Below are 26,686 nucleotides of genomic sequence, written 5' to 3' on the forward strand. Positions count from 1 at the left end.
ACTGTAGTCGCTGTCGGACGAAGGTTGGCGGGTGATTGTTGGAAGAGGGTCAGGTGGGTTGACGTCTTAGGCTGAGATCGGCCAGAAGCGGTCTTACAGTTCGCTCCTTACTAGCCCGGCGAGTGTCTCTTCCACGCTCGTAAGCAGCTGTCCAATTTTCATGATGCTCCTGACGGTCTCATGGGCTCCAACCATTTGGGCACGGTGATGCCCGGATGCCGATGTAACGAGTCGATCAATCTACTCGCTTCACAATGAATAGCGATGGAGTCGCGATGTGCTGAGGGCAAGAATCTTTGCTCGATCATATGATCGATGAATGCGATGAAGGGCGTGAAGAACTCCGCTGTGTTCAACAAGCCCAACGGTTTGTCGATTTCCTGCAACTGGTTCATTGTCCACACTTCCATGACTTCCTCGATCGTTCCGATACCTCCGGGGAGTGCAATGAAGGCGTCGGCAAGCTCGACCATTCGCGCCTTTCGCGCTCTTAGCGTCGCAGCGACCTCGCAATGAGCCAGTCTCAAATGCGAATGGCCGCGCCGATGCAGGCTTTCGGTGATGACGCCGTGCACCTGGCCTCCCGCCGATAAAGCCGCGTCGGCTACGGCGCCCATCAGGCCTTTGGTCGTGCCGCCATACACTACCGTTATGCCCGCACATGCGAGAGCCAAGCCGAGCTTGCGCGCATCTTGAAGATATTGTTCTGAAGCACCAAAGTTTGAGCCACAAAACACGGCGATGGCGTTAATTGCGCGCGCCGGCATCTCAGTCAAGGTTTTCGCAGGCATGCTTAAGTCCGAGAGAGTTGAAATGACGCGTGAGCTCCTGATTGGCAATGCGTTGGCTGACTTCCACCGACTCCGCGCGTCCTCCCGTCCCCTCGATTGTGAAGAAACGGACGTCGCAAAGTCCAATCGACGCCAGAATGGTCTTCAAGTATGACGTCAGGAAGTCTGGCTGATGGGCATTCGCTCCGGAGAAACGTCCGCCAGACGCAACTGCGATATAAACCGGTCGATCGTGCAGCATTCCCTTCTTACCCGCGGACGTCATGGTGAACGTCCTTCGTGCGCGAACGACATGGTCGATCCACGCCTTAAGAGAGGAAGGCGCACTGAGGTTGTGCATGGGCGTTCCTATGACAATTACATCTGCTCGCTCAAGCTCCGCGATCAATTGGTCGGACCTCGCAGACGACCCCGTCCCGGGTTGGCCTGCATCGTTTGAATGCTGCATGGACGCATACTCAGCGTCGATGTGCGGTAGTGTTCCATCGCCGAGCCCCCGTGCGATCAACTCGGCATTGGGATTCAGTCGAACAAGTATGTCGACGATTTTTTTCGAAAGCTTTCGACTCTCGGACAACTCTCCCCGGGAACTGAATGTGAGGTGCAAAATGTTCATCTATTGGTACTCGGAAGATCGGTTTCAAGGCAGCGGTGACGCTTTCCTGATGCGCCTAGATCGCTTGGCAAGCGTATCGCATGGCACTACTGTAAAGACGCGATGGATCAACTAACAGGGCCAAGAATTGAGTTCTCGTGTAGACCATCGCGAGGACATCGAAATGAATAGCGGACAATACTGGAGCGGCAGACCAAAGCGCCATGGCTGCGTGCGGCGTGAGCCCTGTCGGCAGGCGTTCGTTCAACTCTTCAGCAGAGGCGACCGCTCGTGGTCAAATTGAAAGCATCCATTGTTTCGCCACTCGATCCCACCTCAACGATTCCGCTCTATCGCCAGGTCTATGAGCGTTTTGTGGCGGTCATCGCCGATGGCACGCTCAAGCCCGGCGATCGAATACCTTCCGCGCGTGCCCTGATGACCGATCTCGGTCTCGCGCGGGGCACAGTGAATAGCGCCTATGAGCTATTGGCTGCCGAAGGGTATGTCGTCGCGCAAGGGCAGGCGGGAACTATCGTCACGCCAGGCCTCCGAGCGCGAATTCCGAGACGCGAAGTGCAGCCGAAGTTAACGGCCTCGCTAGAAGCGCCCAGCTTCCGACCGGACTCCATCCTGCCTCTGCAGATGGGCTTGCCCGCACTTGACGCGTTTCCCCGAAAGATCTGGGCGCGGCTCGGCGCAAACCGTATTCGCGCAATGCAAACGTTCGATATGGTTCACCCGCCGGTATGTGGGTTAGGCGAGCTACGCGTGGCAATCGCGGCATACCTTCAGGTTTCCCGCGGAATCATGTGTGCCCCAACGCAGGTATTCGTGACATCGGGCTATCGTCACTCGATCGAACTGATCTCTCGCGCGCTTTTGAACGCAGGCGATCAGGTATGGTACGAAAACCCGGGATACCCGCCGACCCGGCAATTGATGGGCATGCTCAGTCTGAAGGGTGTCCCCATTCCTGTCGACAATGAAGGGATAGATGTTGCCTGCGGCATTGAACTCGCACCGCGCGCGCGGGCGGCGATCGTAACTCCGGCCCATCAAAGCCCTTTATGCGTGACACTGTCTTTGCCCCGCCGCATCGCTTTGCTGGAATGGGCTGCGCAAAACAAGGGATGGGTCATCGAAGATGATTACGATGGCGAATATCGCTATGTCAGCCGGCCTTTGCCCGCGCTGAAAAGTCTGGACGCAAAGGGAAGAGTCCTTTATGCAGGCACTTTCAGTAAGGTGCTCATGCCGAGCCTTCGACTCGCATATCTCGTGGTCCCCGACGCACTCACCGAACGCTTCGAGCAGGTCGTTCATACGCTTGGCACAGGCACGTCGCATCTCGTTCAGGCGACGGTGACGTCGTTCATGAGAGAGGGACACTTTGCACGGCATATCCAGCGAATGCGGAGGCTCTATGCCGAACGACGCGATGCGACGGTTGCAGGTCTGGAAAGCGAATTGGGCGATTATGTAGACATCGATGCCCAGCCTGGCGGCATGCATCTGATCCTGCGTTTGCGTGGTCGTCGGTCGGACCGACGGCTCGTTGCAAGTATGAGCGAAAACGGCCTCTACGCGGAAGCACTTTCAGATTGGGGCGAGGGACGGAAAGCGGGATCGGCACTGCTCATCGGCTTTACTAACGTCGACAGCGAGGCAACTGCGGCGCAACTCGGCAAGCGCATCCTGTCGCTGATGTAATCCATTGAACTCCTGCGCGGTCATGGCACAGCTCAAATGCAAGTTTATGGTCCTTTTGGACTGAACCAAGATGCGACAAGATGAGGCCTCCCTAACGATCAATCAGAGAGGTATTTCATGATTCAACGCATCAACTACACCAAGGCATCGCCGCAAGCGTATCGGGCGTTCGGCGAAGTGCATTCGATACTGCAGAAATGCGGCCTTGCAACGGACCTGATCAACCTCGTGTATCTGCGCGTCTCGCAGATCAATGGATGCGCCTTCTGCATCGATATGCACACACGAGATCTGAGGAAGCTCGGAGTATCGGACGAGAAGCTCACCCTTCTGCCAGTCTGGCACGACGCCGGTACGCTGTTCAACACGCGCGAGAAAGCAGCAATCGCCTGGGCGGAAACGGTCACGCGTGTGGCCGAAACGCACATTCCCGATGCCGCGTATCAAGCGGCGGCAGCGGAATTCGATGATAAGGAACTTGCCGATCTCACCTATGCGATCGGCCTGATGAACGCCTTCAATCGGCTGGGGATCGCCTTCCGCACCGTTCCGGCCGCGGCTAGCGCCAAAGCCTGACATCGCACATCTCGTACGGAGTTTTCACTGATGGCATGGCTACTACTTGGCCTGGCGGGCTTGCTTGAGATTGCGTTTGCCTTTGCGATGAAGGCTTCAGTCGGCTTCACGCGACTTACGCCCGGGCTGCTTACGGTTGCGACGGGGCTGTCGAGCGTCGTTCTGCTCTCCGTGGCGCTTCGTACGGTCCCGGTCGGGACCGGCTACGCCGTGTGGACCGGAATCGGGGCGGCGGGTACGGCAATTCTTGGTATCGCTTTGCTCGGAGATTCGGCCGCACCGTTGCGGGTGTTCTTCATTCTGCTGATTCTCAGTGGCGTGATCGGACTCAAGTTTGCATGAACCCGTTCGATGGAGCCGCGACCGCCGACCTGACTGAAACCGGATCAACTCTTAAGGCAGATGTCTCATGACGCTTGTAAAAGCAGCGGCAGTACAGATCAGTCCCGTCCTATACAGCGCGGACCGGCACGGTTGAGAAGGTCGTGCGCAAGATTCTGGAGCTTGGCAGCAAGGGCGTCCAGTACGCGACCTTCCCCGAAGCTATCGTTCCCTACTATCCCTATTTTTCGTTCGTCCAGGCTCCCTCCAGGCTCGGTGCCGAACACGTGCGTCTCATCGAAGAGTCCGTCACTGTCCCCTCGACGGTGACCGAGATGCTCGGCGACGCGTGTCGTCAGGCGGGCATGGTCGTTTCGATCGGAATCAACGAGCGCGATGGCGGCACGGTGTACAACACCCAACTCCTGTTCGATGCCGACGGCACGCTGCTCCAGCGTCGGCGCAAATTGACGCCGACCTACCACGAACGGATTGTCTGGGGACAAGGAGACGGATCAGGACTGGTAGCCGTGGACAGCGCAGTCGGTCGCATTGGGCAACTGGCATGCTGGGAGCACTATCTGCCTCTCGCGCGCTACGCGTTGATGGTCGAAGGAGAGCAGATTCATTCGGCGATGTACCCCGGATCGTTTGGGGGCGCAACGTTCGCCGAGCAGATGGAAATCAATATCCGTCAGCACGCGCTCGAATCGGGTTGTTTTGTGGTCAATGCGACCGCCTGGCTCGATGCGGAGCAACAGGCCCAGCTCATGAAGGATACAGATTGCCCTATCGGTCCGATTTCCGGCGGCTGTTTTAGCGCAATTGTCGGGCCGGACGGAGGTCTGCTTGCAGAGCCGCTGCGCTCGGGTGAAGGCGAAGTGATCGCAAACCTGGATTTCTCTTCGATAATCGAGCGGAAGCGGAAGATGGATTCTCGCGGTCACTACAGCCGGCCTGAGTTGCTTAGCTTATTGATCGATCGCACGCCGACCGCCCATATGCACGAACGTGGCAAGCATGCCGAGAGTGAGAGTATCCGCACCGAGCATACAGGCATTACTGAGATTGATCGCTAACGTGCCTGTTAGGATCGACTCGACACGTGCAGTTCAAGCCCGGCGCAACACATTGGACGTCCGCTGCTTCTTCAATAGCGGACGTATCGGAACGTCGGTGCGATTGTCCCGTATGGGTCGATATGCGTCCGCCGCCAACACAGACATCGTATAACGCCTCACCTCCTACCGCCTCACGACCACCCGTCTACGAACCCCCGGCATCCCTCCACCCCAACCACCACCACCGCCACCACCCCCACCACCCCCACCACCCCCCGAGCCCCGCCACAATTTCATGGCATCATCGTATCCGCCTCTATTCCACGCTCAGGAGCGTAGCCATGACGACTTATATTGTCTTCACGAGGGAAAGCACGCAGGCTCAGGACGAGCTCGACATCTACCAAAGCAAGGTGGGCGAGACCTTCAAAGGTCATCCTGTGAAGATTCTCGCCGCATACGGACCTCAGCAGGTCCTCGAGGGTGACGCGCCGGAGGGCGTCGTGATTGTCGAGTTTCCGTCGACTGAGACCGCGCGGGCGTGGTACGACAGCCCTGCGTATCAGGAAGTCGCACAGCATCGATTCAAGGGCGCCAAGTATCGCGCCGTTCTAGTGGAAGGCGTGTAAAAAAGGGCGGCGACGCGGGGTCGTGGACCTCAGCGGGCGATCACCACAATCGCAGCCTCACGTTGGCTGCGATAGTTCGACGTTCGTTCCTCGCTCATGTTTCTTTTCATTCGTCCGATGCGCGACGGCGCGCGTCGCGCGCACCTTCGGCTGCCGGTCGCGTAGCAACAGCGGCATCAAACGCCGATTCGCGGTCTGCGCCGCCCATTCGCAGTACGCGGCGCCGCCGAGCACCCAGCCTTCGAGGGTCGACTGCATCAGGTTATCGACGTCGTGATCGTCAAGACGCTGCGCGGCCAGATTGCGGTAAGCCTCGTGGCGCTCGATCGGCGTATCGCCGAGCGCCCGGTAGACCGGATGCTCCTTGATGAACCTGTCGATGCGCAGCCCGACGTGGTGCGCATAGCTCGACCACGGGTATTGTCCTGGCTCAGCCGCAAGGCGGTTGCGCACCGGCGCATGATCGATGACGTGGCTCGCGAGCAGAAAGTATCGCTCGGGCTCGATCACTGTCGCCGAGTACCCGCCACGCCAGATCATGCCGCGGCGTCCGTGGCGTCGGTTGAAGGTCTCGGCATAGCGGCGGCTGACCGCTTGCATCGCCATCGCCAGGCTCGACTCATAGGAAGGCGTGACGAGCAGCTGTACCGCGTCGGGCATCAGGACCCACGCGTGGACGGCCAGACCGGCGACGCGCGCTGCGTCTGCGAGGCAGGCGATGAAGTACAGATAGTCGCCTTCATCCAAAAACGCGTGCCCCGTGAACCCCTGCAAGATAACGTGCTGCGGTTGTTCTGGGACGTAGTGCCGTGCAAGCCGTGTCATGCTGAATTAACCGGAAATCCGATGTGAAAAAGCGATCCGACCGGAGTCGAACGTGTGGCGGTGTGTAACTGCCTATAGGACGAAATTCTATCGGCGGTGTGCGCGCGTTACGTGGCGAACAGGCCTTTTTTCCGGCCTCTTTTCATTGATTTGCCGATCGCAGCCGGTGTCCCTTTTGTGCCACCGCGGAAGAGCGGCGCCGCGTTTCACACCGCTTGACGCTCCGGTGTTTGGACCCGAAGGCGCGCAGCGCGATGAAGCGCAAAACATAATGTCGTTATGCTGCTAACCGACGTCGCATTCGCGATATGCCGGCGAGGCGGCGGACCGCTACATTCGGAACTCGAAAGCCCCAACGTCGCTAAACGGTGCCGCGCAGGACGAACGAGACTCAGCACGAATGAAACAGGCACCGGAACCGGCTGTGTGTCAACCAACGGGCACGTCCTCTTTAACGGACTTGCTACCGCTCGCCGATTGCGGAGAAAGGGCCGCGCCCCTCGCTGCCGCTGTCGAGTCACGCGAGCCGGCCTTTGGAAGCTTGCGCTCCACCGCGGTCCTGCTTCTCGGCTACGCGATTCTCATCACCGGCAACGGCCTGCTGGGCACGCTCATCTCGCTGCGCCTCTCGCAGCAGCAGGCGCCGTCGATCGTGATGGGCGTGGTGCAGTCGGCGTATTACGTCGGCTTCCTGTTCGGCGCGCTGTACGGTGGCGCGCTCATCGCGCGGGTCGGTCATCACCGCGCATTCGTGACATTGGCTGCGTCGTCGGCATGCTGCGCGCTCGGCTATGCGGTGTGGAGCGCGGCCTCGATGTGGGTGGCCTTGCGCTTCGTAACGGGCTTCTGTCTCGTCGGCATCTTTACGATCGTCGAAAGCTGGTTGCATCAGGTCGCGACGAACGCTCAACGCGGCCGCGTATTTTCGGCTTATCTGATCACCAATTATCTCGGCGTCGGCACCGGACAGTTCCTGATCGGACTCGCGGACCCCGGCGGCTTCGAACTCTTCAGCGCGGTCGCCGCGTTGTTCGCGGCGTCCCTGATTCCCGTCGCGCTGGCAGGCACCGCGCCCGCACCCGGCCACGCGCTCGAGGCGGCCGCTGCGTCCTGCGGCTCTCGCCTCGCGCGCGGACTGTCGGGGCTGCAGACCATCTACCGTTGGGCGCCGCTCGGCGTGCTCGCGTGCCTGTCGGCGGGTGTGCTCAATAGCGCGTTCTATACGATGCAGCCGGTGTTCATGCGGCGCCTCGGCTATCCGGTGCCGGAGGTGTCGCATTTCATGGGCTTCGCGCTGCTGGCCGCGCTGGTGCCGCAATGGCCCGTCGCACGGCTCGCCGACCGCTTCGATCGGCGCAAGGTGTTGTTGTGTCTCGCGGTCATCGCCGGATTGCTGAGCGTGCTGTTGTTTCTGCTGCGCGACGGCGCTCTGGTCCGGGCCTTCGGCTACCTCTATGTCGCGGTGGCTTTTTCCATGTACGGCGTCGTGACCTCGTATGTGAACGACTGCATTCCCGCCGATCAGCGCATCGCCGTGAGCGCCGGCCTTCTGCTGATCTTCTCCGTCGGCGCGAGCGCCGGCCCGACTCTCGCTTCCGCGACGATGGCGCTCGCGGGTCCGGCGGGGCTTTATCTGTTCACCGCGCTCGTCACAGGCGCGCTTGCCACGTTCACGCTGCGCAGCGTCTGGCGCCAGCAGGGAAGGTAACGCAAAGCCGCGCCTGGTCATGGGCGACCTCGCCAACCATGCGCTTAGTTGCCCGCCGATTTGCCCGCCGCCAGCGCCTCTTCTCGCTTCTTCCTGATTCAGTCACCGCACCGACCTGTCGCTTAAAGGACGGGGATAACCCTTAGCGATGCATAGCCCGTTCCCCGTGCCGCAAGGGAAACGCACCACGGCTCAATCGCGATGTCGCTTCCGTGACAAACGACGTCGAATGCAGATGAAGGGTTCCGGGTTTTGTCCGGATATCTTTGCCCGGTGGCGAAGCACACGGACACGCAACAGCGGAACGGAGACAACGTGGATACCCTTGCTTTCATGATCGACAACCTTGCGTCGATCATCAGGCTCACCGTTGAGCACATCGAGATCGTCGGGGTGGGCGTCGGTTTTGCCATCCTCACCGGCGTGCCGCTCGGCATCGCGATCACGGCCAATGAGCGCGCCGCGAGAGTGGTGTTGTACCTCGCGGCGATCCTGATGACTATTCCGTCAGTCGCGCTATTCGGTCTGATGATTCCGGTCCTGTCGTTGATCGGCCAGGGCATCGGCTTTCTGCCGACGGTCATCGCGCTCTTCCTTTATTCGCAACTGCCGATCGTGCGCAACACGTACACGGCGATCACTAACATCGATCCGGCGCTGCGCGAAGCGGCGCGCGGCATCGGCATGACCACGCGCCAGCGTCTGTGGAAAGTCGAGATCCCGATTGCGCTGCCCATCATCATGGCGGGCATGCGCATGGCCGTGGTGATCAATGTGGGCATTGCCGCCGTCGCCGCCTATATCGGCGCGGGCGGCCTCGGCAAGCTGATCAGTCGCGGCATCTCGCAGTCGGACCCGCGTCAGCTGATTGCCGGCGCGATTCTCGTGAGCGTTCTGGCGATCGCCGCCGACTATGGCCTCGGCTGGGTGCAGCGCCTGTTGACGCCGAAGGGCCTTCGCAGCCCGTCGCGTACCGGCAGGCTTGCAGTGCGTCTCGGCGCGTGGGCGTCGTTCCGTAAATCTCCTCATCACGCGCAATAACCATGATCAAGCTCTCCAGCATCTCGAAGCGCTATGAAGGCGCCAGCGCCCCGGTGGTCGACGGCATCGACATGGAAGTCGGCGCGGGTGAAATCTGCGTTTTGCTCGGCCCGTCGGGCTGCGGCAAGACGACCACGCTGAAAATGATCAACCGTCTGATCCAGCCGACGTCGGGAAAGATTTTCATCGACGGCCGCGATACGGACGAGTTCGAAGTCGTCGAATTGCGCCGTCAGATCGGCTATGTGATCCAGCAGATCGGGCTCTTTCCCAACATGACGGTCGAGGAAAACATCAGCGTGGTGCCGCGTCTGCTCGGCTGGGACAAGACGAAAGCGAAGCGCCGCGCGGCCGAATTGCTGGAGATCGTCGCACTCGATCCGTCGATCTATTTGTCGCGCTATCCGAAGGATCTGTCCGGCGGGCAGCAGCAGCGCGTCGGCGTCGCGCGCGCACTGGCAACCGATCCGCCCGTCATGCTGATGGACGAACCGTTCGGCGCGATCGACCCGATCAATCGGGAGCTGATCCAGGACGAGTTTCTGCGCATCCAGCAGCAGGTCAAGAAGACGATCATGTTCGTGAGCCACGACATCGACGAAGCCGTGAAGATGGCCGACCGCATCGCGATCTTTCGCGCAGGCCGGCTCGAACAGTTCGATACGCCGGACACGATTCTCGCGAGGCCCGCGAGCCCGTTCGTCGCCGGCTTCGTCGGCGCGGACCGGGCATTGAAGCGCCTGCGCCTCGTGCGCGCAAAAGACGCTTTGTCCGCCTGCGAGTGCGCCGCGCGGGTAGGCGACAGCAGCGTGCAAGCGCGGGCGCTGCTCGAGCGGCACGGCGTCGAGCAGATCGTGTTGCTCGATGCCGCAGGCAAGCCGCAAGGGTATTTCGGCGCGGCGGAACTCGCGGCAATAGACGGCACGCTGACGGCGGCGCATGCCAGACCCATGCGCGGCGTGGCGCGCGATTGCGACGATCTGCGCAGCGTGATTTCGTCGATGTTCGCGCTCGGACAAGCATGGCTGCCCACCGTCGACGACGAGGGCCGCTTCGTCGGTTACGTGAACCAGGCGCATATCGTCGACATGTTGCGTTTGCCCGCGGAGGTCTGCGCATGAAAAACATGAGAACACTGCTTTCACGCTGCGCAGTCCTCTTCGCGTGCGCTGCGCCGCTGCAGGCCCGCGCGGAGAACTGGCACAACTGGCTCGCGTCGATCGCGCAATATCGCAGCGATATCGTCTACCAGTCCATCGCGCAGATGACGATGGTCGCCATCGCGGGCAGCCTCGCGATCGTCGTCGCAGTGCCGCTCGGCATCTATCTGAGCCGCGAGTCGGGCAAACAGGCTCGCGTCGCTCAGGCGCTGATGCAGACGCTGAACATGGGGCAGGCCGTGCCCAAACTCGCGCTGCTCGCGCTCGCCATGAGCGTGCTCGGCATTGGACGATGGCCGTCCATCTTCGCGCTGTGGGTGGCGACGTTGCTGCCCATCGTGCTCAACACGCTCGAAGGTCTGCGCGCGGTTCCGCGTGCGCTGATCGAAGCGGCCACCGGCATGGGCATGACGCCTGCGCAGGTTCTATGGCAGGTGGAATTGCCCAATGCGCTGTACGTGATCTTCGCGGGCATTCGCACCGCGCTCGCCATTACCGTCGGCACCGCGCCGCTCGCGTTTCTCGTCGGCGGCGGCGGGCTCGGTGAACTGATCTTTACCGGCATCGACATGAACGACTTTTCGATGCTGCTGGCGGGCGCTATTCCAACCGCGGTCCTCGCGGTTCTCACAGACGTGCTCGTCGGACAGATGCAGGTGCATCTCGTGTCGCGAGGCGTCGCTTCCCAACGCTAGTTCCATCCCACGCATACGCGTTTTCCGAGGAAATCATGAAGACTACTTTTTTCAAGCGGGCCTGCGCGCTCGTCGCTCTCTCTTTTGCGTCCTCGTGGGCCATCAGTTGCGCGGCGGCCAGCGTGGTGGTCGGCGGCAAGAACTTCACCGAGCAGCAACTGCTCGCCGAAATGACCACGGAGCTACTGCAGGCAAAAGGCTTCACCGTCACGAAGAAGGATGGCCTGGGCAGCGCGGTGCTGCGCTCGGCGCAAGAGAATGGACAGGTCGACGTGTACTGGGAATACACGGGCACGTCGCTCATCACGTACAACAAGATCAATGACCGCCTGTCGCCGGAAGACACCTACAGGAAGGTCAAGGAACTCGATGCAGGCAAGGGCCTGGTATGGCTCGACCCTTCGCGTGCGAACAACACGTACTCGTTCGCGATGAATCAGGACGAAGCGAAGAAGCTGGGCATCGCGACCCTGAGCGATCTTGCAAGGGCGATTAAAGCAGGCAAGACGCTGACCTTCGCGTCCAATTCGGAGTTCTATGCGCGCCCCGACGGGTTGCGTCCGCTGCAAAAGCTGTACGGCTTCGAATTTTCGCAGGACGAGGTCAAGCGGATGGACTCCGGCCTCACGTATCAGGCGCTGAAGGATCGTCAGGTGGATATCGCGCTCGTCTTCGCGACCGATGGCCGCGTGCCCGCATTCAACTTCGTCATTCTGAAGGACGACAAGGGCTTCTTTCCGTCCTACGCGCTCACGCCGGTGATCCGCAAGGCGACGCTCGACGCCAATCCGAAGCTCGGGCCGATCCTCAACTCGCTGTCCGCAAAACTCGACGCACCGACGATGGCGCGCCTGAACGCATCCGTCGACGTGCAGAAGAAATCGTTCAGCGAAGTCTCGCATGATTTCCTGAAGCAAGCCGGTCTGCTGTAACGCACGCGACCCGATCAGATCAGAGAGACGAGAACATGCCTTCGCCTTCCCCCGAAGCGCCGCGAGACGGCGCGCTAAAAGTCGCGGCCGCGCAGATCGACAGTTCGTATGGCGATCTCGACACCAACCTCGGCAAGCATCTGAGCATGATCGACGAAGCGCGCCGGCGCGGCGTCGCGATGCTGCTCTTTCCGGAATTGTCCCTATGCGGCCATAGCGCGGGCAAGGACGCGCTGCAGCTTGCAATGCGTGTCGATCACCCGGCCATTGCGGCGCTTGCGCAAGCGAGCGTTGGTCTCCATACGTCGTTTGGTTTTATCGAAGAAGCGCCTGGTGGCCAGTTCTACAACAGCCAGGCGAGCGTGACGGAAGGCGCAATCGTGCACGTGCATCGCAAGATTCAACTGGCGACCTACGGCAAGCTGCGCGATGGCCTTTATTACGCGCCGGGAGCGGATCTCGGCGCGTTCGGCATCGACCGCGACTGGCGCGTCGCCACGCCGATCTGCAACGACCTGTGGAACCCCGCGCTCGTTCACGACCTGATGTGCGACGGCGTCACGCTGCTCGCCGCGCCGATCAGTTCCGCGCGCGAAGCGGTGGGCGGCGGCTTCGACAATCCGTCCGCGTGGGAACTGAACCTGCGCTTCTATGCGGTCACGTACGGGGTCGCGGTGGTCATGGCGAATCGCATCGGCACCGAAGGCATGCTGCGTTTCTGGGGCGGCTCGCGCATTCTCGATCCGTTCGGCAACACGGTCGCGATGGGCTCGACGACCGACGAAGAACTGGTGGTCGGCGAACTCGACTATGCGGCGCTGCGCGAAGCGCGCTTCCTGCTGCCGACCGTGCGCGATGCACGCGTCTATGCGGCGCGGGGCATCCGCGCGGCTCATTCACCTGTCAATACCTGAAGCGTCGTCTGCCATGCAAGATTTTCTCCTTACCGACGAAGACCGCGCGTTTCGCGCCGAAGCGCGCGCGTTCCTGCAACGCGAACTCGCGCCGCGCGCCGCGGACATAGAAGAGCGCCGCGACTGGGACGCCGTCAAACGCGTGGTGCGCGCGCTGGGCGAAGCCGGCTATTTGCGGCTGATGTTCGCGGACCTGTATCGCGGCTCGCTGACAAAGCCCGGTCTCACGCACGCGACGATCCTCTCCGAGGAAGCGTCCGCCATCAACTATGCGTTTGAGACCACCATCGCCACCGCGCTGAGCTGCGCCTATCCGCTGCATCGTCATGCCAGCAGGGAAGTGCGCGATGCGTATCTCGAACCGATTCTGGATGGCCGCGCGATCGGCGCGATCTGCGTGACCGAGCCCGGCACGGGCAGCGATTCCGCCGACATGCAAACGCGCGTCGAATACGACGCCCGCACCGACGAATGGGTCATCAACGGCTTCAAGCGCTATATCTCGAACGCGTCGGTTGCGGACGTCTATATCGCCTACGGCATCACGCCGCGCGATGGCCTGGAGAGGCCGGGCATCACCGCCGTGGCCGTGCCCAAAGACGCGCGCGGGATCAGCTTTCCGCGCAACTATACGTTCATGGGCCGGCACGGCTGCATCGTCGGCGAAGTGAAGTTCGACGATTGCCGGGTCGGCGCGGATCACCTGTTGGGCGTGGCCGGCGAGGGCTTCGCAATCATGCGCGGCATGTTCAATTTCGAGCGCGCGATTCTGGGCGGCTCGGGCCTCGGCGTCGCGCGCAGTGCGTTCGACATCGCCCGATCGCATGCGCAAAGCCGCAGGACGTTCGGGCAGTTCCTCGGCTGCAAGCAACTGATCTGGGACAAGATCGCGCAGATGAGTTGGCGCATCGACGCCGCCGAACTCCTCACGTATCGCGCGACCAAGATGTACGACGCGGGCGCCGACGGCAAGGCGCTGATGAAGGAAGCGGCCATGGCCAAGCTCGTCGCGACAGAGACGGCGAATTTCTGTGTCAACGAAACCGTGCAGATATTGGGTGGCGACGGCCTTACCAAAGAATACGGCCGGGCCGAACAGCTCTATCGCGACGCGCGCGCGCTGACGATTGTCGGCGGAACGTCGGAAATGGCGAAATACCTGATCGCCTCGCGCGATCTCCCCGATCTGAAGATCAACCTCTGAGCGCACTCCATTTCCATCATGCTGACCATTACCTCGCTGTTCGAAAACACGGTTGCGAAGTACCCCGACCGTCTCGCGCTGGTCTGCGCCGACGCGCGCTTGACCTACGCGCAATGGGACGTGCGCGTACGCGGACTCGCGCAGGCGCTGTTCGATCTTGGCGTGCGGCAAACGGATCGCGTGGCCATCTTCCAGAAGACATCCGACGCCACGGCCACCGCGTATCTCGCCTGTCAGTTGCTCGGCGCGATTGCAGTCCCGATGAACTACCGGATGTCCGCGAACGACGCGGCGTTCATCATCCGCGATGCCGGCGCGCGGGCGCTGATTTACGACGATTCGATGCAGGCCGTCGTCGCGAAGGTCGAACAGGGCTTGCCCGATCTGCGCATCTATGTGCGTGTGACAGGACACGGCGGCCACGGCGATGAACTTCCCGGCGACGGCGATGCGCCATCGCATCATCACGACTTCGATTCGCTGATAGACGGCACGCGTCATCGCGATGCGCCGCTGCCTCCCGTCACGCCCGAGGACATCTCGGCGCTGGTGTACACGTCCGGCACGACGGGGCGTCCGAAAGGCGCGATCCACACGCATGGCAACGACGTCGCGATCGCCACGAACTGCGTGATGGAATACAGCCTGACGAGCACCGATTCGGCGCTTCATATCGCGCCGCTGTACCACGTCGGCGGCATGCAGGCGTATTTCATGCCGCACCTGATGGTCGGTGCGGCCAACATCGTTCTGCCGCGCTACGATCCCGAGCGCACGCTCGCCGCGATCGGCGAACATCGCATTACGACGCTCTTTGCCGTGCCGACGCAGATCCAGGACATGCTGTTCCATCCATCGTTCGCGCGGACCGATCACAGCAGCCTGCGGATGATTACCACGGGCGGCGCGGCGATTCCCGCCGCAGCGATGCAACGCGTCATCGACGAGTTCTGTCCGAATGTCTACAACGGCTACGGCATGACCGAAGCGAGCCTGACGCTGCTGCTGCATCCACGCGATGCACTGTCGCGCCTCGGGTCGTGCGGCAAGCCGACGCTGATCAGCACCTGCCGCGTCGTGACGAACGATGCGGAGCGCGCCGTGCCATCCACGGAAAGCGTGGCTCCTGGCGAAGTCGGTCAACTGATCGTACGCGGCCCGCAACTGGCGCGCGCGTACTGGAACAATCCCGTCGAAACGGCAAAGAAGTTTCGCGACGGCTGGCTCTATACGGGCGATCTCTTTAGCGTCGACGCAGGCGGCTATTTCCACTTTCACGGCCGCGCCGACGACATGATTGTCTCGGGCGGCGAAAACATCTATCCGCGGGAAGTCGAAGAGGTGCTGTATCACTGCCCCGGCGTGCAGGAGGCCGCGGTGATCGGCGTGCCCGATCCGAAGTGGGGCCAGGCGGTCACGGCGTTTGTCGTGCGCAGCGACGCACAGTTGACGGAGGACACCGTCATTGCGTTTTGCAAGGCGAGCGACGACCTCGCGCCATACAAGCGGCCCAAGAAAATACTGTTCGTGGAGCGCTTGCCGCTGAACCCGAGCGGCAAGGTGCTGCGCCGCGAACTGGCCGCATCGGTCGCCGAAGAACTTCTGCGCACGGGAACCTGAACATGAACGAACCGGTACTTTATGAACTGGACGGTGGCGTCGCCACGATCACGCTGAACCGTCCGGCAACGCGCAACGCACTCACCGAAATGGAAGTGGTCGACGCGCTGGTAGCGAGCCTCGCGCGCGCGCAAGCCGATCTGAGCGTCCGCGCAATCGTGCTGACGGGCGCGGGCCCCGCCTTCTCGTCGGGCGGCAACATCAAACACATGCGCGACGAACTCGGCACGTTCGCCGGCAACGCGGCACGAATACGCGAGAACTATCGGCGCGGCATTCAACGCATTCCGCGCGCGTTTCATGAACTGGACGTGCCTTGCATCGCCGCGGTGAACGGACCCGCGCATGGCGCGGGCTGCGATCTCGCGCTGATGTGCGATATCCGTATCGCCGCAGAAAGCGCGCTGTTCGCGGAGAGCTTCGCCAAGGTCGGCATCATTCCTGGCGACGGCGGCGCGTGGCTGCTGCCGCGTGCAATCGGTCTTTCGCGCGCCGCGGAAATGATTTTCACGGGCACGCCTATCGATGCCCAATGCGCGCTCGCGTGGGGGCTCGTCTCGCGGGTGGTGCCGGACGCGGAACTGCTGTCCGCGGCGAAGGAACTGGCGGCGCGAATCGCCGTCAATCCGCCCAACGTGCTGCGCATGAGCAAGCGCCTGATCCGCGAAGGACAGCGGATGGACCTGCCGAGCCTGCTGGAACTCTCGGCGGCTTTTCAAGGCATCGCGCATCGCACGGAGGATCATCGCGAGGCGCTCGCCGCGACTTTCGAAAAGCGTCCGCCGAATTACACCGGCGATTGAGGCGGGCCCGATAGCGCTTGCGCGCTCATGCGGCGATGGACCGGCGCGGCCCGATATGCGACAGTTTCCTCACCTTGGCCAATCCAGCATGGACATGCGCAGGAAAATGAACGATGAGGGTCCGCAACCGGCTTCCGCCCGCAGTCAAAAGTGGCCACGGGCGGAGGAGGGCGCACTGGCCGCCGCACTCGCCGCCGCGCCCACGGAAAGCACGGCGGATTCGAGCCGGGAGCGACGGCCCGACACGGAACGCATCGGCTTTTTCCTCGTACCCAACTTCTCGATGATGGCGCTCAGCTCCGCGAGCGAGCCGCTGCGCGCGGCTAACCGGGTGAGCGGCAAGCCGCTGTATAGCTGGCATCTCATCAGCGCCGACGGCGAGCCCGTGTCGTCGAGTTCCGGATTTTCGCTGCAGCCTGAATCCGCAATGACGTCGTCGATTGCCGTGGACCAGTTGTTCGTGGTGGCGAGCATCGGTGTGGAGAACTACCGCAACGAGCGGGTGTTCGACTTTTTGCGCCGCTATGCCGCGACAGGCAAACCGCTCGGCGGCGTGAGCCTCGGCACGATGATCCTCGCGCGCGCCGGGCTGCTCGACAAGCGGCGTTGCACGATTCATTGGGAAGCGTTGAAGGCGCTCGCCGACGAGTTTCCTTCGCTCGCGGTCACGCGCGACCTCTATTGCATCGACGGCGACCGGCTGACATGCGGCGGCGGCACCGCGGCGATCGATCTGATGCTGGACGTGATCGCGCGCGCGCATAACCACCGGCTTGCCGCCGATGTCGCCGATCAGTTCCTGCATACGCGGATTCGCGCGTCGCAGGAAAGCCAGAAAATGGCGATCCAGTGGCGCTACGGTATCGAGGATCGGCGCATCGTCAATGCGATCACGCTGATGGAGCAGAACATAGAGCGCCCCGTTCCTGTGCAGACACTCGCCTCGCTGGTCGGTATCTCGCCTCGCCAGTTCGAGCGCATGTGGCTCAAGCATTTTGACATGGGACCGTCGCAGTTCTATCTGGGCGTGCGCCTGAAGGCGGCGCAAAAGCTCCTGCATGAATCGACCGCTTCCATCTTCGACATTGCGATGCAGTGCGGGTTTGCCAGCGCTTCGCATCTGGGGCGGTGTTATCGGAAGGTCTTTGACGTCACGCCGGGACAGGAACGTAACGTCAAGGGGAAGTGAAGCTGCCGTTGCGAGTGTAGTATTCCACCGTATATTGGCGTCGGCCGTGACAAGGGCATCGATCATGTCAAGCGAGTGGAAGCGCCGCATCAGGCTGTTTATCCAGCGTTTCTGGCAGCCCACAAGCGCATGCATGACCTGCATGCCGGGTAGCTGGGGCAACATCATGAGCCTTGTCCACTGGACGATTGCATTCCGCACCGGTCTGCTCACCGGGCTCCTGGCCATACTTCTGACTTTCACACCTGCAGCGAAACTCTACGGCCATCGCTACGGCAATGCGCTTGTCGTCGGCGTCCTGACAGCGATAGGCGACGCCTACTCCCACGCGAGTCACTACCCAATCCCCTACGTCGAGCACATCCTGACGGGGGCTATTTCAGGTCTTCTGGCGCTGGTTGCGTCATATCTTTTCGAAGACCGCGCGCGTCGTGTGCGGCGGGTGTGGGCGCGGCTTTTCGGGTAGCAACGCCGACTCCACGCACCCACCCTATACACACATATAATTTTCCCGGCAGGCTTTTCTCCCTAAGATGGGAACACCTGAACGGCGGGCGAAGCAACAGTGTGCCGCCGTAACCGCATGTATGGCAGAGGATCAGTCGCTTGCATTCCCATCCGATAGCTTCGATTATCGACGACGACGAATCCGTCCGCATCGCCACATCGAGTCTGGTTCGTTCGCTGGGTTGGGACGTGCGGCTCTATGCGTCGGCCGAAGATTTTCTCGCCTCCGGCCAGATCGCGGATGTCGCGTGCGTCATCTCCGATGTCCAGATGCCGGGCATGAGCGGGCTTCAGTTGCAACGCCGTCTGATCGACGACGGAATCGCGCTGCCGGTCATCTTTATCTCCGCGTTCGCATCGGACGCGGTGCGCCGCCAGGCGCTGGACGATGGCGCGCTGTGCGTGCTGAGCAAACCCGTCGATGGCGCGGCCATATTGCGTTGCCTCGAAACGCTGCAGGCGGAACGCGGCGAGCCTTGATTAAGGCTTCGTCGGGAAGGGACTTAACGGTTGGATACCGAAAAACTCAGATAAGATAACTGCCGGATTAAATGGGTCGGCGTCCCGCGTGTCTGACTTCGATGCGCCGTTATGGCGGCGCGAGACAGGGTCCCCGGTACTCGTCAACGAACGTTTACCTCGAATGCCTATGCCAGCATCGCCTCGTTTCGTCTCCCTCCTTCTCGCGCGGCGCGCTCAATCGCCGACATGATATTCCGCTCACGCGCCGACGAACCGATGCGGCATGACCCACGCGTTTTGTACGTTCTCGCGGCGGCAGTCGCGTTGGTCGTATTCCTGATCGACGCATTCACGCCACTCGATATCGCGATCGCCGTGCTGTACGTGGTCGTGGTATTGCTCGTCGCTTCGACGAGTTCGCGGCCCGCTGCGATTCTCACGTCATGGGGTTGCGTGGCGCTCACGGTGATCGCCTTTGCAATGTCCCACGACGAGCACTACTCGGGCGGCCCGGTCGCGCGCTGTCTCGTCAGCTTGCTCGCCATCGCGACGGCGTCGGTGCTCGCGCTGCGCAATCAGAAGAGCACGGCGACGCTGCAGGAGCAGTTGCAGTTACTCGATCTGACGCATGACGCGATTGTCGTGTACGACATGAACGATCTGATCACGTTCTGGAATCAGGGCGCGGAACAACTCTATGGATGGACTACGCAACAGGCGATCGGTCAGCCGGTGCATGAGCTGACGCAAACGCGCTCGTCGGTCTCGCTCGACGAAATTCGCCGCGAGTTGTTGCGTTCCGGGCGCTGGCAAGGCGAACTGCAGCATGTGCGCAATGACGGCACAACGGTCGTCATTTCGAGCCGCTGGGCGCTGTGGCGCGATGCGAAAGGCAAGCCGCGCGCCGTGCTCGCCACCAACAACGACATTACCGTCCGCAAGCAGATGGAAGGCGAGTTGCGGCGCCAGAAGGACGAATTGCGCGCGACCATCGACGCGATTCCAGGCATGGTCTGGAGTTCGTCGAGCGATGGGCGGCTCGTCTTCATCAACCGTCGCTGGAACGAACTGGGCGTGACGTGCGTGGAGAACGACGGCGACATCTGGCGCTCGATCGTTCATCCCGACGACTGCGGCGCGATGCAGCACGCCTGGCACGAAGCCATTGCAACGGGCGCGCCGTTCGAAAGCGTGTCCCGCATCCGGCACAGCGATGGCGTCTACCGGTGGATGCATATCGGCGCGGAACCGCTGCGCGATAGCGCCGGCAAGATTTTGCGCTGGTATGGCGTGAACACCGATATCGAAGAACGCAAACAGGCCGAGCAGGCGCTCGCGCGCAGCGAGGCGTTTCTGTCCGACGCGCAGCGTTTGAGCCGCACCGGCAGCATCGCGACGAAACTGCCCGGCGGCGAGATGTGGTGGTCCGACGAAACGTATCGGATCTTCGACTATTCGAAAGACGTCGCGCCCAGCTTCCAATTGATCCTCGCGCGCGCGCATCCGGAAGACATCGCGCTGATGAGGCAGGCTTATCAGCAGAGTCTCGCGGGCGTGCCGTTGATTGATCTCGAACATCGCCTCGCGATGCCCGATGGAAGCGTCAAACATGTGCACTACGTCGCGCGTCTCGCCGCACCGCAATCGGCGAATCCCGAATACGTCGGCGCGCTGATGGACGTGACCGAACGGCGGGCGGCGCAGGAAGCGCTCGACCGCTCGACGGCCGAACTCGCGCACGTCACGCGTGTGACGATGCTCGGCGAACTGGCCGCGTCGATCGCGCACGAGGTCACGCAGCCGCTTGCGGCGATCGCCACGTGCGGCGACGCCGCGCTGCGCTGGCTGAACCGTCCGCAGCCCGATCTGAAGGAAGTCGGCCAGTCGATTAACCAGATGATTCACGACGCGCGGCGCGCGAGCGATGTGATCCGCCAGATACGGTCGATGGCGCAAAAGCGCGATCCTAGCCACGCGGTGCTCGATCTGAACGCTATAGTGAGAGAATCCATCGAACTCGTGCGGCGTGAGCTGGATGCGCACCGCGTCGAAGTGGATGCCGATTACGCGAGTCCCCCGCCGTCGGTCTGCGCCGACCGCGTGCAGTTGCAGCAGGTCGTGATCAACCTCGTGATGAACGGCGTGCAGGCCATGTCGGGCATCACGGCCCGGCCGCGGGAATTGCGGATTCGCACGCGCTCTTTCGACGCGCGGCACGCATTGGTGGTCGTGGAAGACTCCGGCACGGGCATCAGCGAAGAGAACGCCGGGCGGCTTTTCAACGCATTTTTCACGACGAAGGCGGAAGGCATGGGAATGGGACTGTCGATCTGCCGCTCGATTGTCGAGGCGCACGGCGGCCGGATCTGGGCGGAATCTCAAGGGGGAAAGGGTGCCGTGATGCAGTTCGTTCTGCCGCTCGATGAGGCAAAGCGCAATGAGCACTGAACCGGTCAACGCGACTAGCGCGATGGTTTATGTCGTCGACGACGACGCGTCGATGCGCGAAGCCGTCAGCATGTTGCTGCGCTCCGTCGGCTTGCGCGTTGAACTGTTCGCGTCCGCGCAGGAATTCCTTGCGTTCCCGAGACCGGACGTGCCGAGCTGTCTGATTCTCGATGTACGGCTCAAAGGGCAAAGCGGCCTCGCCGTGCAGGAACAGATTGCCGCGGGCGAATTGCGCGTGCCGATTATCTTCATGACCGCGCACGGCGATATCGCGATGTCGGTCAAGGCAATGAAGGCCGGCGCAATGGACTTTCTCGCCAAGCCGTTTCGCGATCAGGACATGCTGGACGCCGTGGCGAGTGCGCTCGGCAAGGACGAGGAACGGCGCGAAGCGGACCGCTCGGTCGCGGACCTGCGCCGCCGCTACGCATCGCTCACGCCGCGCGAGCGCGAAGTGATGGCCTTCGTCGCGAGCGGCCTGATGAACAAGCAGATTGCCGCCGAAATGAACCTGAGTGAGATCACCGTCAAGATTCACCGCGGTCAGGCGATGAAGAAGATGGAGTCGCGCTCGCTTGCCGATTTCGTGCTGAAGGCCGAAGCGCTCGGCGTCAAACCGCCACAAGGCACGACTACGCCACCGCGCATTCAGCGCGGTTAAAGCGCGTCCAAGTGCGTTGAAGTGCGTTAAAGCGCCGGAGGCTGTCATGCGAATACTGATTATCGAAGACGAACCGAAAACGGGCGCCTACCTGAAAAAGGGCCTTGAAGAATCGGGCTATTCCGTCGACGTCGCCAACGACGGCGCCGATGGTCTGCTGCTCGCGCAGGAGCAGGACTACGACGTGATCGTGCTCGACGTGATGCTGCCGACCATGGACGGCTGGGCCGTGCTGAAAGTCCTGCGCGCCACGCGCACCACGCCGGTGCTGTTCCTCACCGCGCGCGACGACGTGAGCGACCGCGTGCGCGGTCTCGAACTCGGCGGCGACGACTATCTCGTCAAGCCGTTCGCGTTCGTCGAACTGCTCGCACGCGTGCGCACGCTGGCGCGGCGCGGCCCGCCGCGCGAAAGCGAACTGCTGAAAGTGGGCGATCTGGAAATCGACGTGAACCGTCGGCGCGTGCGCCGCGGCAACACGCGCATCGATCTGACGCCGCGTGAATTCTCGCTGCTGCAACTGCTCGCGCGCCGTCAGGGCGAAGTGCTGAGCCGCACGCAGATCGCGTCGTATGTGTGGGACATGAACTTCGACAGCGACACGAACGTGGTCGAAGTGGCGATTCGCCGGCTGCGTGCGAAGATCGACGACGACTTCCCGGTCAAGCTGATACAAACGGTGCGCGGCGTCGGCTACGTGATCGAATTGAAAGAGACCGATTGATGGCGGCGCGCTCGCTGACCACCACGCTTGCGCTTGCCTTCGCCGGAACGACGTTGATGGTGTTTGCGCTGGTCGGCAGCGTGTTGTATTTCGCGCTCGACCGCGAGGTCAAGCAGCAGGAGGATCTCGACATCGTGCTGATCGCGCGCCATACGCGGCGTCTCGCGCAGGAAATCGCGACGCTTGCCGATTTGCGCGCCCATGAAGACCGGCTGACGAGCCAGGTGCTGGGCAATCTCGCGATGTCGATGGAAGTGCGCGGCCCCGACCGCAAGCTCGTGTTCGAGCACAACACGGCGGGCATCGCCGATCCGGCCGTGCCGTCGCCGACCCTGGCGAATCCGCTTGGCGCGTCGCAGCGTATCGCTGAGACCAGCATCGTGGAATGGCACAACGCGCGCGGCGTGCCTGTGCGCGGGCTCGCAGCGGATGCGGTGCTGGGCGACGGCACGCCCGTCACGCTGGTCATCGCGCGCGATATGACGGACCGCTGGCGTCTGCTCGATTACTATCGCGAGCGTCTTTGTGGCGCGGGCCTGGCCGGCATGCTGCTCGCGTTCCTGATGAGCTGGATGCTGGTGCGCGAGTCGCTGAAGCCTTTGCGCGAGATGGCGGGCAAGGCCGCGACGATCACCGTCGACAAGCTCGACACGCGCATAAAAGTCGATAACGTACCGAGCGAACTCGCCACGCTGGTCGTCTCGCTGAACGCGATGCTCGACCGGCTGCATGGCGGCTTTCAACGCATGTCGCAATACACGGCCGATCTCGCTCACGATCTGCGCACGCCGCTCGGCAATCTGCGCGGCTCGACCGAAGTCGCGCTCGCACGTCCGCGCTCCGCCGACGAGTATCAGTCGCTGCTCGCATCGAATCTCGAGGAATGCGAGCGGATCTCGCGCATGATCGAAAGCGTGCTGTTTCTCGCGCGCGCCGAGCATCCGCAGTTCGTCACGACGTTGAGCGAACTGGATGCCGCGAAGGAACTCGCGCGCATCGCCGAGTACTTTGAAGGCGTCGCCGACGATGCCGGCGTGCATCTGCAAGTGACGGGCGGCGGCCGCGTCCATGCCGACGCCGAGCTGTTCCGCCGCGCGGTCAGCAATCTGCTCGCGAACGCGATCCGCTATACGCCGCGTAACGGCACGATCACACTCGACGCGCAGGATACGCCGCACGGCTTGCGCGTGACCGTCGCGAATCAGGGTGCGCCGATCGACCCTTCGTTGCTCGAACGCATCTTCGACCGTTTCTATCGCATCGATCCTTCGCGCAAGAGCGATCCCGAGTCGACGGGTTCGACGGGACTCGGGCTCGCCATCGTGCGCACGATCATGGAGTTGCACGGCGGCTCAGCGCACGCCGAAAGCGACGCACAGAGCACGCGCTTCATTCTGACCTTTGCGCATCGGTAAGCGTCGGGCGATCCCAGCCGCCGCCTAGCGCCTTCAGCAACTGCACGCTCGCATCGACGCGGCGCGCGTCGATCTGCTCGGCCGTGCGCTCGTTGGTGAGCGCGATGGTCTGCGCCGTGACGACATCGAGATAGCTGACGGCGCCCGCCTGATAACGGTTCGTCGTGAGCTTCAGCGCGAGTTCCGCCGCTGATGTCGCACGCTGCTCGCTATCCGCTTCACTGGCGAGCGTGGTCAGCGCCGAGAGGTTGTCCTCCACTTGCTGAAACGCAACCAGCACCGTTTGACGGTAATCGGCGACCGCGCCGTCGTACTGTGCGTTCGCGCCTTTGAGCGCGGCATTGCGGCGGCCGCCGTCGAATAGCGTGCCGGCGAGTTGCGAGCCGATTGACCAGAAGAGGCTCGGCGCGGTAAGCCACGGTGCGAAGAACGTGCTTTCGAGTCCCGCAGTGGCCGAGAGCGTCAGATCCGGATAGAAGGCCGCATGCGCCTCGCCGATCTGCGCATTGGCCGCTGCGACGCGCCGCTCGGCGGCGGCGATGTCGGGTCTGCGTTCGAGCAATTGCGACGGCAGTCCCGCGGGGATCTGCGGCAGCGCAATGTCGCGCACCTGTTGCGGCAGCGCGAACGACGAAGCGGGCACGCCGATCAGCGTCGCAATCGCGTGTTGCAACTGCGCGCGTTGCACGTCGATATCGCTGTCCATCGTGCGCGTGCTTTCGAGTTGGGTCTGAGCTTGCGCGACGGCGGAGGCATCGATGGCTCCGTCGTTCAACTGCTGCTGCACGATCTTCAATGCAGCGGTGTACGCCGTGACGGAATCGTCCAGCAGTTTCTTTTGCCGGTCGAGCGAGCGTAGATCGAAGTAGTCGAGCGCGAGATCGCTTGCGATGGAGAGGCGCACCGATTCCAGATCGGCCTCGCTTGCCTGCGCATTGTCGCGTGCGTTGACCGTTGCATCCTTCACGCGGCCGAACAGGTCCGGCTCCCAGCTCGCCGACACGCCCACCGAATAATCGGGCACCGTCTTGCCCGCGAGCGAATGGCCGAGGACGTTCTGCGACAAACGCGCGCGCGATTGCGCGGCGCCGGCGGTGATCGTCGGCGCATAGCCTGCGCGTTGATAGTCGACCATCGCGCGCGCTGCCTGCAACTGCGCCACTGCCTTGGCCACGGTCTGATTGGACACATCGACGCGGGCTTCGAGACGGTTCAATTCTTCGTCGTTGAAGAGCGTCCACCAGGGGCCGCGCGGCTGTGCATCGGCCGGAGCCGCGACAGCCCAGCCGGGCGCGGCCGTGCCTGCATAGTGATCGGGCACATCGACAGAGGGATTCGTGTAACGAGGCAGCGTCGAGCACGCAGTCAGCGCGCACGCAACGCCGATTGCGAGATTCCTGCGAATGGATGCGACGGGTACGTTGAGCATGATCATGCGCCTCGCTTAGCCGTGGAGCGCAGCGGATGCCACGACGCGTACCGCTTCACCGTTGCTGATGGCGTCGCCGGGATTGTTGATCACGCGATCCGTTGCTTCGACGCCCGTAGCGATTTCCACATAGGTGCCGAAATCGCGGCCGATCGTCACCGTCTTTAGCTGCACCGTACTGCTCTTGCCGATCACCGCGACGGTCACGCCGTCGGGCCTGAACAGCAATGCGCTGACGGGCAGTTCGAGCGCGGGATGCGCGGTCTGCAACGCGAGATGCACCTGCGCATACGCACCTGGCAATAACGCGCCGTCGTGATTGTCGACATCGACTTCGACACGCAGCGTGCGGCTCACGGGATCGATCGCATTGGCCGAGCGCGCGACGGTGGCTGCAAAGCGGCGTCCGGGATATTGCTGCGTCGTCAGATAAAGCTGCGTGCCCGTTGAGATGCTGCTCGCGTCGTCCTGCGGCACGTTGACGAAGATACGCAGGCGGTCGGTCTGTTCGATATGAAAGAGTTCGCCAGGCATCCCCGCGAGCCCCGGCGATCCACCCGACGTCACCAATGCGCCCACATCGACGTTGCGTACGGTGACCACGCCGTCGAACGGCGCGGTGACTTTTTCATACGACACCAGTTCGGTGAGCCGTGCGACGTTCGCCTGCGCGGATTGCAACGCCGCGAGTTTGGCTTCGCTGTCGCTCGTCTTCGCATCGGTGTCCTGCTGCGAAACGGACTGCGTTTTCAGCATCGTTTGCCAGCGCTGAGCGGTGCTGTTCGCGAACGCGTAATTTGCTTTTGCCGTGGCTTCGTCGGCGCGCGCCTGTTTTAGTTGCGCGTCGAGTTCCGGCGTCTGGATGTCTGCGAGCGTCTGCCCGGCTTTGACTTTCGTGCCAATGTCCGCGTACCAGTGCTGGACGTAGCCGCTCGTGCGTGCATAGATCGACGCGTCGGCGTACGGCGTCACGGAGCCCGGCAACAACAGTTCCTGCGATGCCGGTGCGCGCGTCGGCGCGACTGTTTCGACGGGCACTTCGCGCTGCGCGTCGACCTGCTCGGTGAGCGCGGTGCTTGCATGCAAACGCGGCACGATGCCGAGTGCCAGCAATGCAGCGGCGACTGCGGCGAGCGCAGCGGGCAACAGGAAGCGACGGCGCTTCACGGCTTCGTTATTCGCAGCGGCGCGCGAAACGGGCAGGGCGTTCGTGCGCGTGGCCGCATCGGGCCTCGGCGGCAGATCGGACGTACTCATGGCGGT

At 62.4% G+C, this 26,686-nt stretch carries 25 protein-coding genes and 1 pseudogene; 21 read left to right on the forward strand and 5 right to left on the reverse strand.

Annotated features, from left to right (window positions below; genetic code table 11):
- Positions 1 to 158 precede the first annotated feature (158 nt).
- Positions 159 to 791 carry an LOG family protein gene (locus tag CUJ91_RS05350; RefSeq protein ID WP_114155983.1) on the reverse strand — a complete coding sequence of 211 codons (633 nt, stop codon included), beginning with the start codon at positions 789 to 791 and terminating at the stop codon, positions 159 to 161.
- Positions 769 to 1,407 (reverse strand): FMN-dependent NADH-azoreductase, encoded by a 639-nt coding sequence (locus CUJ91_RS05355; protein ID WP_114155984.1) that lies wholly within the window; start codon positions 1,405 to 1,407, stop codon positions 769 to 771. The genes CUJ91_RS05350 and CUJ91_RS05355 overlap by 23 nt, the downstream gene beginning before the upstream one ends.
- Before the next feature lie 270 nt (positions 1,408 to 1,677).
- Between CUJ91_RS05355 and pdxR the strand changes: the two genes are divergently transcribed.
- From pdxR to CUJ91_RS05385, 5 genes and pseudogenes are all read left to right on the forward strand, one after another.
- Positions 1,678 to 3,099 carry a MocR-like pyridoxine biosynthesis transcription factor PdxR gene (pdxR, locus tag CUJ91_RS05360; protein WP_114155985.1) on the forward strand — a complete coding sequence of 474 codons (1,422 nt, stop codon included), beginning with the start codon at positions 1,678 to 1,680 and terminating at the stop codon, positions 3,097 to 3,099.
- Between the two features lie 117 nt (positions 3,100 to 3,216).
- Positions 3,217 to 3,675 carry a carboxymuconolactone decarboxylase family protein gene (locus CUJ91_RS05365; protein WP_006048753.1) on the forward strand — a complete coding sequence of 153 codons (459 nt, stop codon included), beginning with the start codon at positions 3,217 to 3,219 and terminating at the stop codon, positions 3,673 to 3,675.
- Positions 3,676 to 3,705: 30 nt separating this feature from the next.
- Entirely contained in the window at positions 3,706 to 4,017 is a 312-nt protein-coding gene (locus tag CUJ91_RS05370; protein ID WP_006048754.1) for a DMT family transporter, read from the forward strand.
- Between the two features lie 67 nt (positions 4,018 to 4,084).
- A pseudogene (locus CUJ91_RS05375) lies at positions 4,085 to 5,075 on the forward strand (nitrilase-related carbon-nitrogen hydrolase).
- Between the two features lie 323 nt (positions 5,076 to 5,398).
- On the forward strand, positions 5,399 to 5,686 hold the full coding sequence (locus CUJ91_RS05385) for a DUF1330 domain-containing protein (RefSeq protein ID WP_107710216.1): 288 nt from the start codon (positions 5,399 to 5,401) through the stop codon (positions 5,684 to 5,686).
- 57 nt (positions 5,687 to 5,743) lie between these two features.
- Here the strand turns inward: CUJ91_RS05385 and CUJ91_RS05390 are convergent, their stop codons facing one another.
- Positions 5,744 to 6,511 carry a transposase gene (locus CUJ91_RS05390; RefSeq protein WP_035570241.1) on the reverse strand — a complete coding sequence of 256 codons (768 nt, stop codon included), beginning with the start codon at positions 6,509 to 6,511 and terminating at the stop codon, positions 5,744 to 5,746.
- 541 nt (positions 6,512 to 7,052) lie between these two features.
- Between CUJ91_RS05390 and CUJ91_RS05395 the strand changes: the two genes are divergently transcribed.
- The 16 genes from CUJ91_RS05395 (at position 7,053) to CUJ91_RS05470 (ending at position 23,994) form a co-directional block, all read left to right on the forward strand.
- On the forward strand, positions 7,053 to 8,219 hold the full coding sequence (locus CUJ91_RS05395; RefSeq protein ID WP_244230973.1) for an MFS transporter: 1,167 nt from the start codon (positions 7,053 to 7,055) through the stop codon (positions 8,217 to 8,219).
- A 315-nt stretch (positions 8,220 to 8,534) separates the two neighbouring features.
- Positions 8,535 to 9,260: an ABC transporter permease gene (locus CUJ91_RS05400; RefSeq protein WP_114156687.1), complete on the forward strand. Its 726-nt coding sequence runs from the start codon at positions 8,535 to 8,537 to the stop codon at positions 9,258 to 9,260.
- Between the two features lie 2 nt (positions 9,261 to 9,262).
- On the forward strand, positions 9,263 to 10,381 hold the full coding sequence (locus CUJ91_RS05405) for an ABC transporter ATP-binding protein (RefSeq protein WP_114155986.1): 1,119 nt from the start codon (positions 9,263 to 9,265) through the stop codon (positions 10,379 to 10,381).
- A complete protein-coding gene (locus tag CUJ91_RS05410) occupies positions 10,378 to 11,115 on the forward strand; it encodes an ABC transporter permease (RefSeq protein ID WP_371026874.1) in 738 nt (245 codons plus the stop codon). Before CUJ91_RS05405 ends, CUJ91_RS05410 begins: the two co-directional genes overlap by 4 nt.
- Positions 11,116 to 11,150: 35 nt before the next feature.
- Positions 11,151 to 12,047, forward strand: a complete 897-nt coding sequence (locus CUJ91_RS05415) for a glycine betaine ABC transporter substrate-binding protein (protein WP_006048302.1) — start codon at positions 11,151 to 11,153, stop codon at positions 12,045 to 12,047.
- 35 nt (positions 12,048 to 12,082) lie between these two features.
- Positions 12,083 to 12,961 (forward strand): nitrilase-related carbon-nitrogen hydrolase, encoded by an 879-nt coding sequence (locus tag CUJ91_RS05420; RefSeq protein WP_006048301.1) that lies wholly within the window; start codon positions 12,083 to 12,085, stop codon positions 12,959 to 12,961.
- Between the two features lie 13 nt (positions 12,962 to 12,974).
- Positions 12,975 to 14,165, forward strand: coding sequence for an acyl-CoA dehydrogenase family protein (locus CUJ91_RS05425; protein WP_114155987.1), 1,191 nt, complete (start codon positions 12,975 to 12,977; stop codon positions 14,163 to 14,165).
- A gap of 18 nt (positions 14,166 to 14,183) precedes the next feature.
- Complete coding sequence (locus CUJ91_RS05430) at positions 14,184 to 15,785, forward strand: class I adenylate-forming enzyme family protein (protein WP_114155988.1); 1,602 nt, start codon at positions 14,184 to 14,186, stop codon at positions 15,783 to 15,785.
- 2 nt (positions 15,786 to 15,787) lie between these two features.
- Positions 15,788 to 16,588 carry a crotonase/enoyl-CoA hydratase family protein gene (locus tag CUJ91_RS05435; protein WP_029969891.1) on the forward strand — a complete coding sequence of 267 codons (801 nt, stop codon included), beginning with the start codon at positions 15,788 to 15,790 and terminating at the stop codon, positions 16,586 to 16,588.
- Positions 16,589 to 16,694: 106 nt separating this feature from the next.
- Entirely contained in the window at positions 16,695 to 17,777 is a 1,083-nt protein-coding gene (locus CUJ91_RS05440) for a GlxA family transcriptional regulator (protein WP_244230974.1), read from the forward strand.
- Positions 17,778 to 17,841: 64 nt separating this feature from the next.
- Positions 17,842 to 18,243: a hypothetical protein gene (locus CUJ91_RS05445; RefSeq protein WP_114155989.1), complete on the forward strand. Its 402-nt coding sequence runs from the start codon at positions 17,842 to 17,844 to the stop codon at positions 18,241 to 18,243.
- A 140-nt stretch (positions 18,244 to 18,383) separates the two neighbouring features.
- Positions 18,384 to 18,764, forward strand: coding sequence for a response regulator transcription factor (locus CUJ91_RS05450; RefSeq protein WP_114155990.1), 381 nt, complete (start codon positions 18,384 to 18,386; stop codon positions 18,762 to 18,764).
- Between the two features lie 258 nt (positions 18,765 to 19,022).
- A complete protein-coding gene (locus CUJ91_RS05455) occupies positions 19,023 to 21,194 on the forward strand; it encodes a sensor histidine kinase (RefSeq protein WP_244230975.1) in 2,172 nt (723 codons plus the stop codon).
- Positions 21,184 to 21,855: a response regulator transcription factor gene (locus CUJ91_RS05460; RefSeq protein WP_006048293.1), complete on the forward strand. Its 672-nt coding sequence runs from the start codon at positions 21,184 to 21,186 to the stop codon at positions 21,853 to 21,855. The genes CUJ91_RS05455 and CUJ91_RS05460 overlap by 11 nt, the downstream gene beginning before the upstream one ends.
- A 46-nt stretch (positions 21,856 to 21,901) precedes the next feature.
- Positions 21,902 to 22,579, forward strand: a complete 678-nt coding sequence (locus CUJ91_RS05465) for a heavy metal response regulator transcription factor (protein ID WP_006048292.1) — start codon at positions 21,902 to 21,904, stop codon at positions 22,577 to 22,579.
- Positions 22,579 to 23,994, forward strand: coding sequence for a heavy metal sensor histidine kinase (locus tag CUJ91_RS05470; protein WP_114155992.1), 1,416 nt, complete (start codon positions 22,579 to 22,581; stop codon positions 23,992 to 23,994). The genes CUJ91_RS05465 and CUJ91_RS05470 overlap by 1 nt, the downstream gene beginning before the upstream one ends.
- Here CUJ91_RS05470 and CUJ91_RS05475 read toward each other — a convergent pair.
- Both CUJ91_RS05475 and CUJ91_RS05480 read right to left on the reverse strand, forming a co-directional pair.
- Positions 23,969 to 25,423, reverse strand: coding sequence for an efflux transporter outer membrane subunit (locus CUJ91_RS05475; RefSeq protein WP_114156688.1), 1,455 nt, complete (start codon positions 25,421 to 25,423; stop codon positions 23,969 to 23,971). The genes CUJ91_RS05470 and CUJ91_RS05475 overlap by 26 nt on opposite strands.
- A gap of 15 nt (positions 25,424 to 25,438) precedes the next feature.
- Positions 25,439 to 26,680 carry an efflux RND transporter periplasmic adaptor subunit gene (locus CUJ91_RS05480; protein WP_114155993.1) on the reverse strand — a complete coding sequence of 414 codons (1,242 nt, stop codon included), beginning with the start codon at positions 26,678 to 26,680 and terminating at the stop codon, positions 25,439 to 25,441.
- Positions 26,681 to 26,686 lie beyond the last annotated feature (6 nt).

Source organism: Paraburkholderia graminis (genome assembly GCF_003330785.1).
Classification (GTDB): Bacteria; Pseudomonadota; Gammaproteobacteria; order Burkholderiales; family Burkholderiaceae; genus Paraburkholderia; species Paraburkholderia graminis.

What these genes read in the sequence shown, in the direction of transcription:
- CUJ91_RS05470 (WP_114155992.1), top strand. Translation starts at nt 22,579, where the DNA reads ATGGCGGCGCGCTCGCTGACCACCACGCTTGCGCTTGCCTTCGCCGGA.
- CUJ91_RS05405 (WP_114155986.1), top strand. Translation starts at nt 9,263, where the DNA reads ATGATCAAGCTCTCCAGCATCTCGAAGCGCTATGAAGGCGCCAGCGCC.
- CUJ91_RS05385 (WP_107710216.1), top strand. Translation starts at nt 5,399, where the DNA reads ATGACGACTTATATTGTCTTCACGAGGGAAAGCACGCAGGCTCAGGAC.
- CUJ91_RS05475 (WP_114156688.1), bottom strand. Translation starts at nt 25,423, where the DNA reads ATGCTCAACGTACCCGTCGCATCCATTCGCAGGAATCTCGCAATCGGC.
- CUJ91_RS05445 (WP_114155989.1), top strand. Translation starts at nt 17,842, where the DNA reads ATGTCAAGCGAGTGGAAGCGCCGCATCAGGCTGTTTATCCAGCGTTTC.
- CUJ91_RS05425 (WP_114155987.1), top strand. Translation starts at nt 12,975, where the DNA reads ATGCAAGATTTTCTCCTTACCGACGAAGACCGCGCGTTTCGCGCCGAA.
- CUJ91_RS05460 (WP_006048293.1), top strand. Translation starts at nt 21,184, where the DNA reads ATGAGCACTGAACCGGTCAACGCGACTAGCGCGATGGTTTATGTCGTC.
- CUJ91_RS05465 (WP_006048292.1), top strand. Translation starts at nt 21,902, where the DNA reads ATGCGAATACTGATTATCGAAGACGAACCGAAAACGGGCGCCTACCTG.
- CUJ91_RS05420 (WP_006048301.1), top strand. Translation starts at nt 12,083, where the DNA reads ATGCCTTCGCCTTCCCCCGAAGCGCCGCGAGACGGCGCGCTAAAAGTC.
- CUJ91_RS05455 (WP_244230975.1), top strand. Translation starts at nt 19,023, where the DNA reads ATGCGGCATGACCCACGCGTTTTGTACGTTCTCGCGGCGGCAGTCGCG.
- CUJ91_RS05350 (WP_114155983.1), bottom strand. Translation starts at nt 791, where the DNA reads ATGCCTGCGAAAACCTTGACTGAGATGCCGGCGCGCGCAATTAACGCC.
- CUJ91_RS05435 (WP_029969891.1), top strand. Translation starts at nt 15,788, where the DNA reads ATGAACGAACCGGTACTTTATGAACTGGACGGTGGCGTCGCCACGATC.
- CUJ91_RS05480 (WP_114155993.1), bottom strand. Translation starts at nt 26,680, where the DNA reads ATGAGTACGTCCGATCTGCCGCCGAGGCCCGATGCGGCCACGCGCACG.
- CUJ91_RS05415 (WP_006048302.1), top strand. Translation starts at nt 11,151, where the DNA reads ATGAAGACTACTTTTTTCAAGCGGGCCTGCGCGCTCGTCGCTCTCTCT.
- CUJ91_RS05390 (WP_035570241.1), bottom strand. Translation starts at nt 6,511, where the DNA reads ATGACACGGCTTGCACGGCACTACGTCCCAGAACAACCGCAGCACGTT.
- CUJ91_RS05440 (WP_244230974.1), top strand. Translation starts at nt 16,695, where the DNA reads ATGAACGATGAGGGTCCGCAACCGGCTTCCGCCCGCAGTCAAAAGTGG.
- CUJ91_RS05410 (WP_371026874.1), top strand. Translation starts at nt 10,378, where the DNA reads ATGAAAAACATGAGAACACTGCTTTCACGCTGCGCAGTCCTCTTCGCG.
- CUJ91_RS05365 (WP_006048753.1), top strand. Translation starts at nt 3,217, where the DNA reads ATGATTCAACGCATCAACTACACCAAGGCATCGCCGCAAGCGTATCGG.
- CUJ91_RS05370 (WP_006048754.1), top strand. Translation starts at nt 3,706, where the DNA reads ATGGCATGGCTACTACTTGGCCTGGCGGGCTTGCTTGAGATTGCGTTT.
- CUJ91_RS05430 (WP_114155988.1), top strand. Translation starts at nt 14,184, where the DNA reads ATGCTGACCATTACCTCGCTGTTCGAAAACACGGTTGCGAAGTACCCC.
- CUJ91_RS05355 (WP_114155984.1), bottom strand. Translation starts at nt 1,407, where the DNA reads ATGAACATTTTGCACCTCACATTCAGTTCCCGGGGAGAGTTGTCCGAG.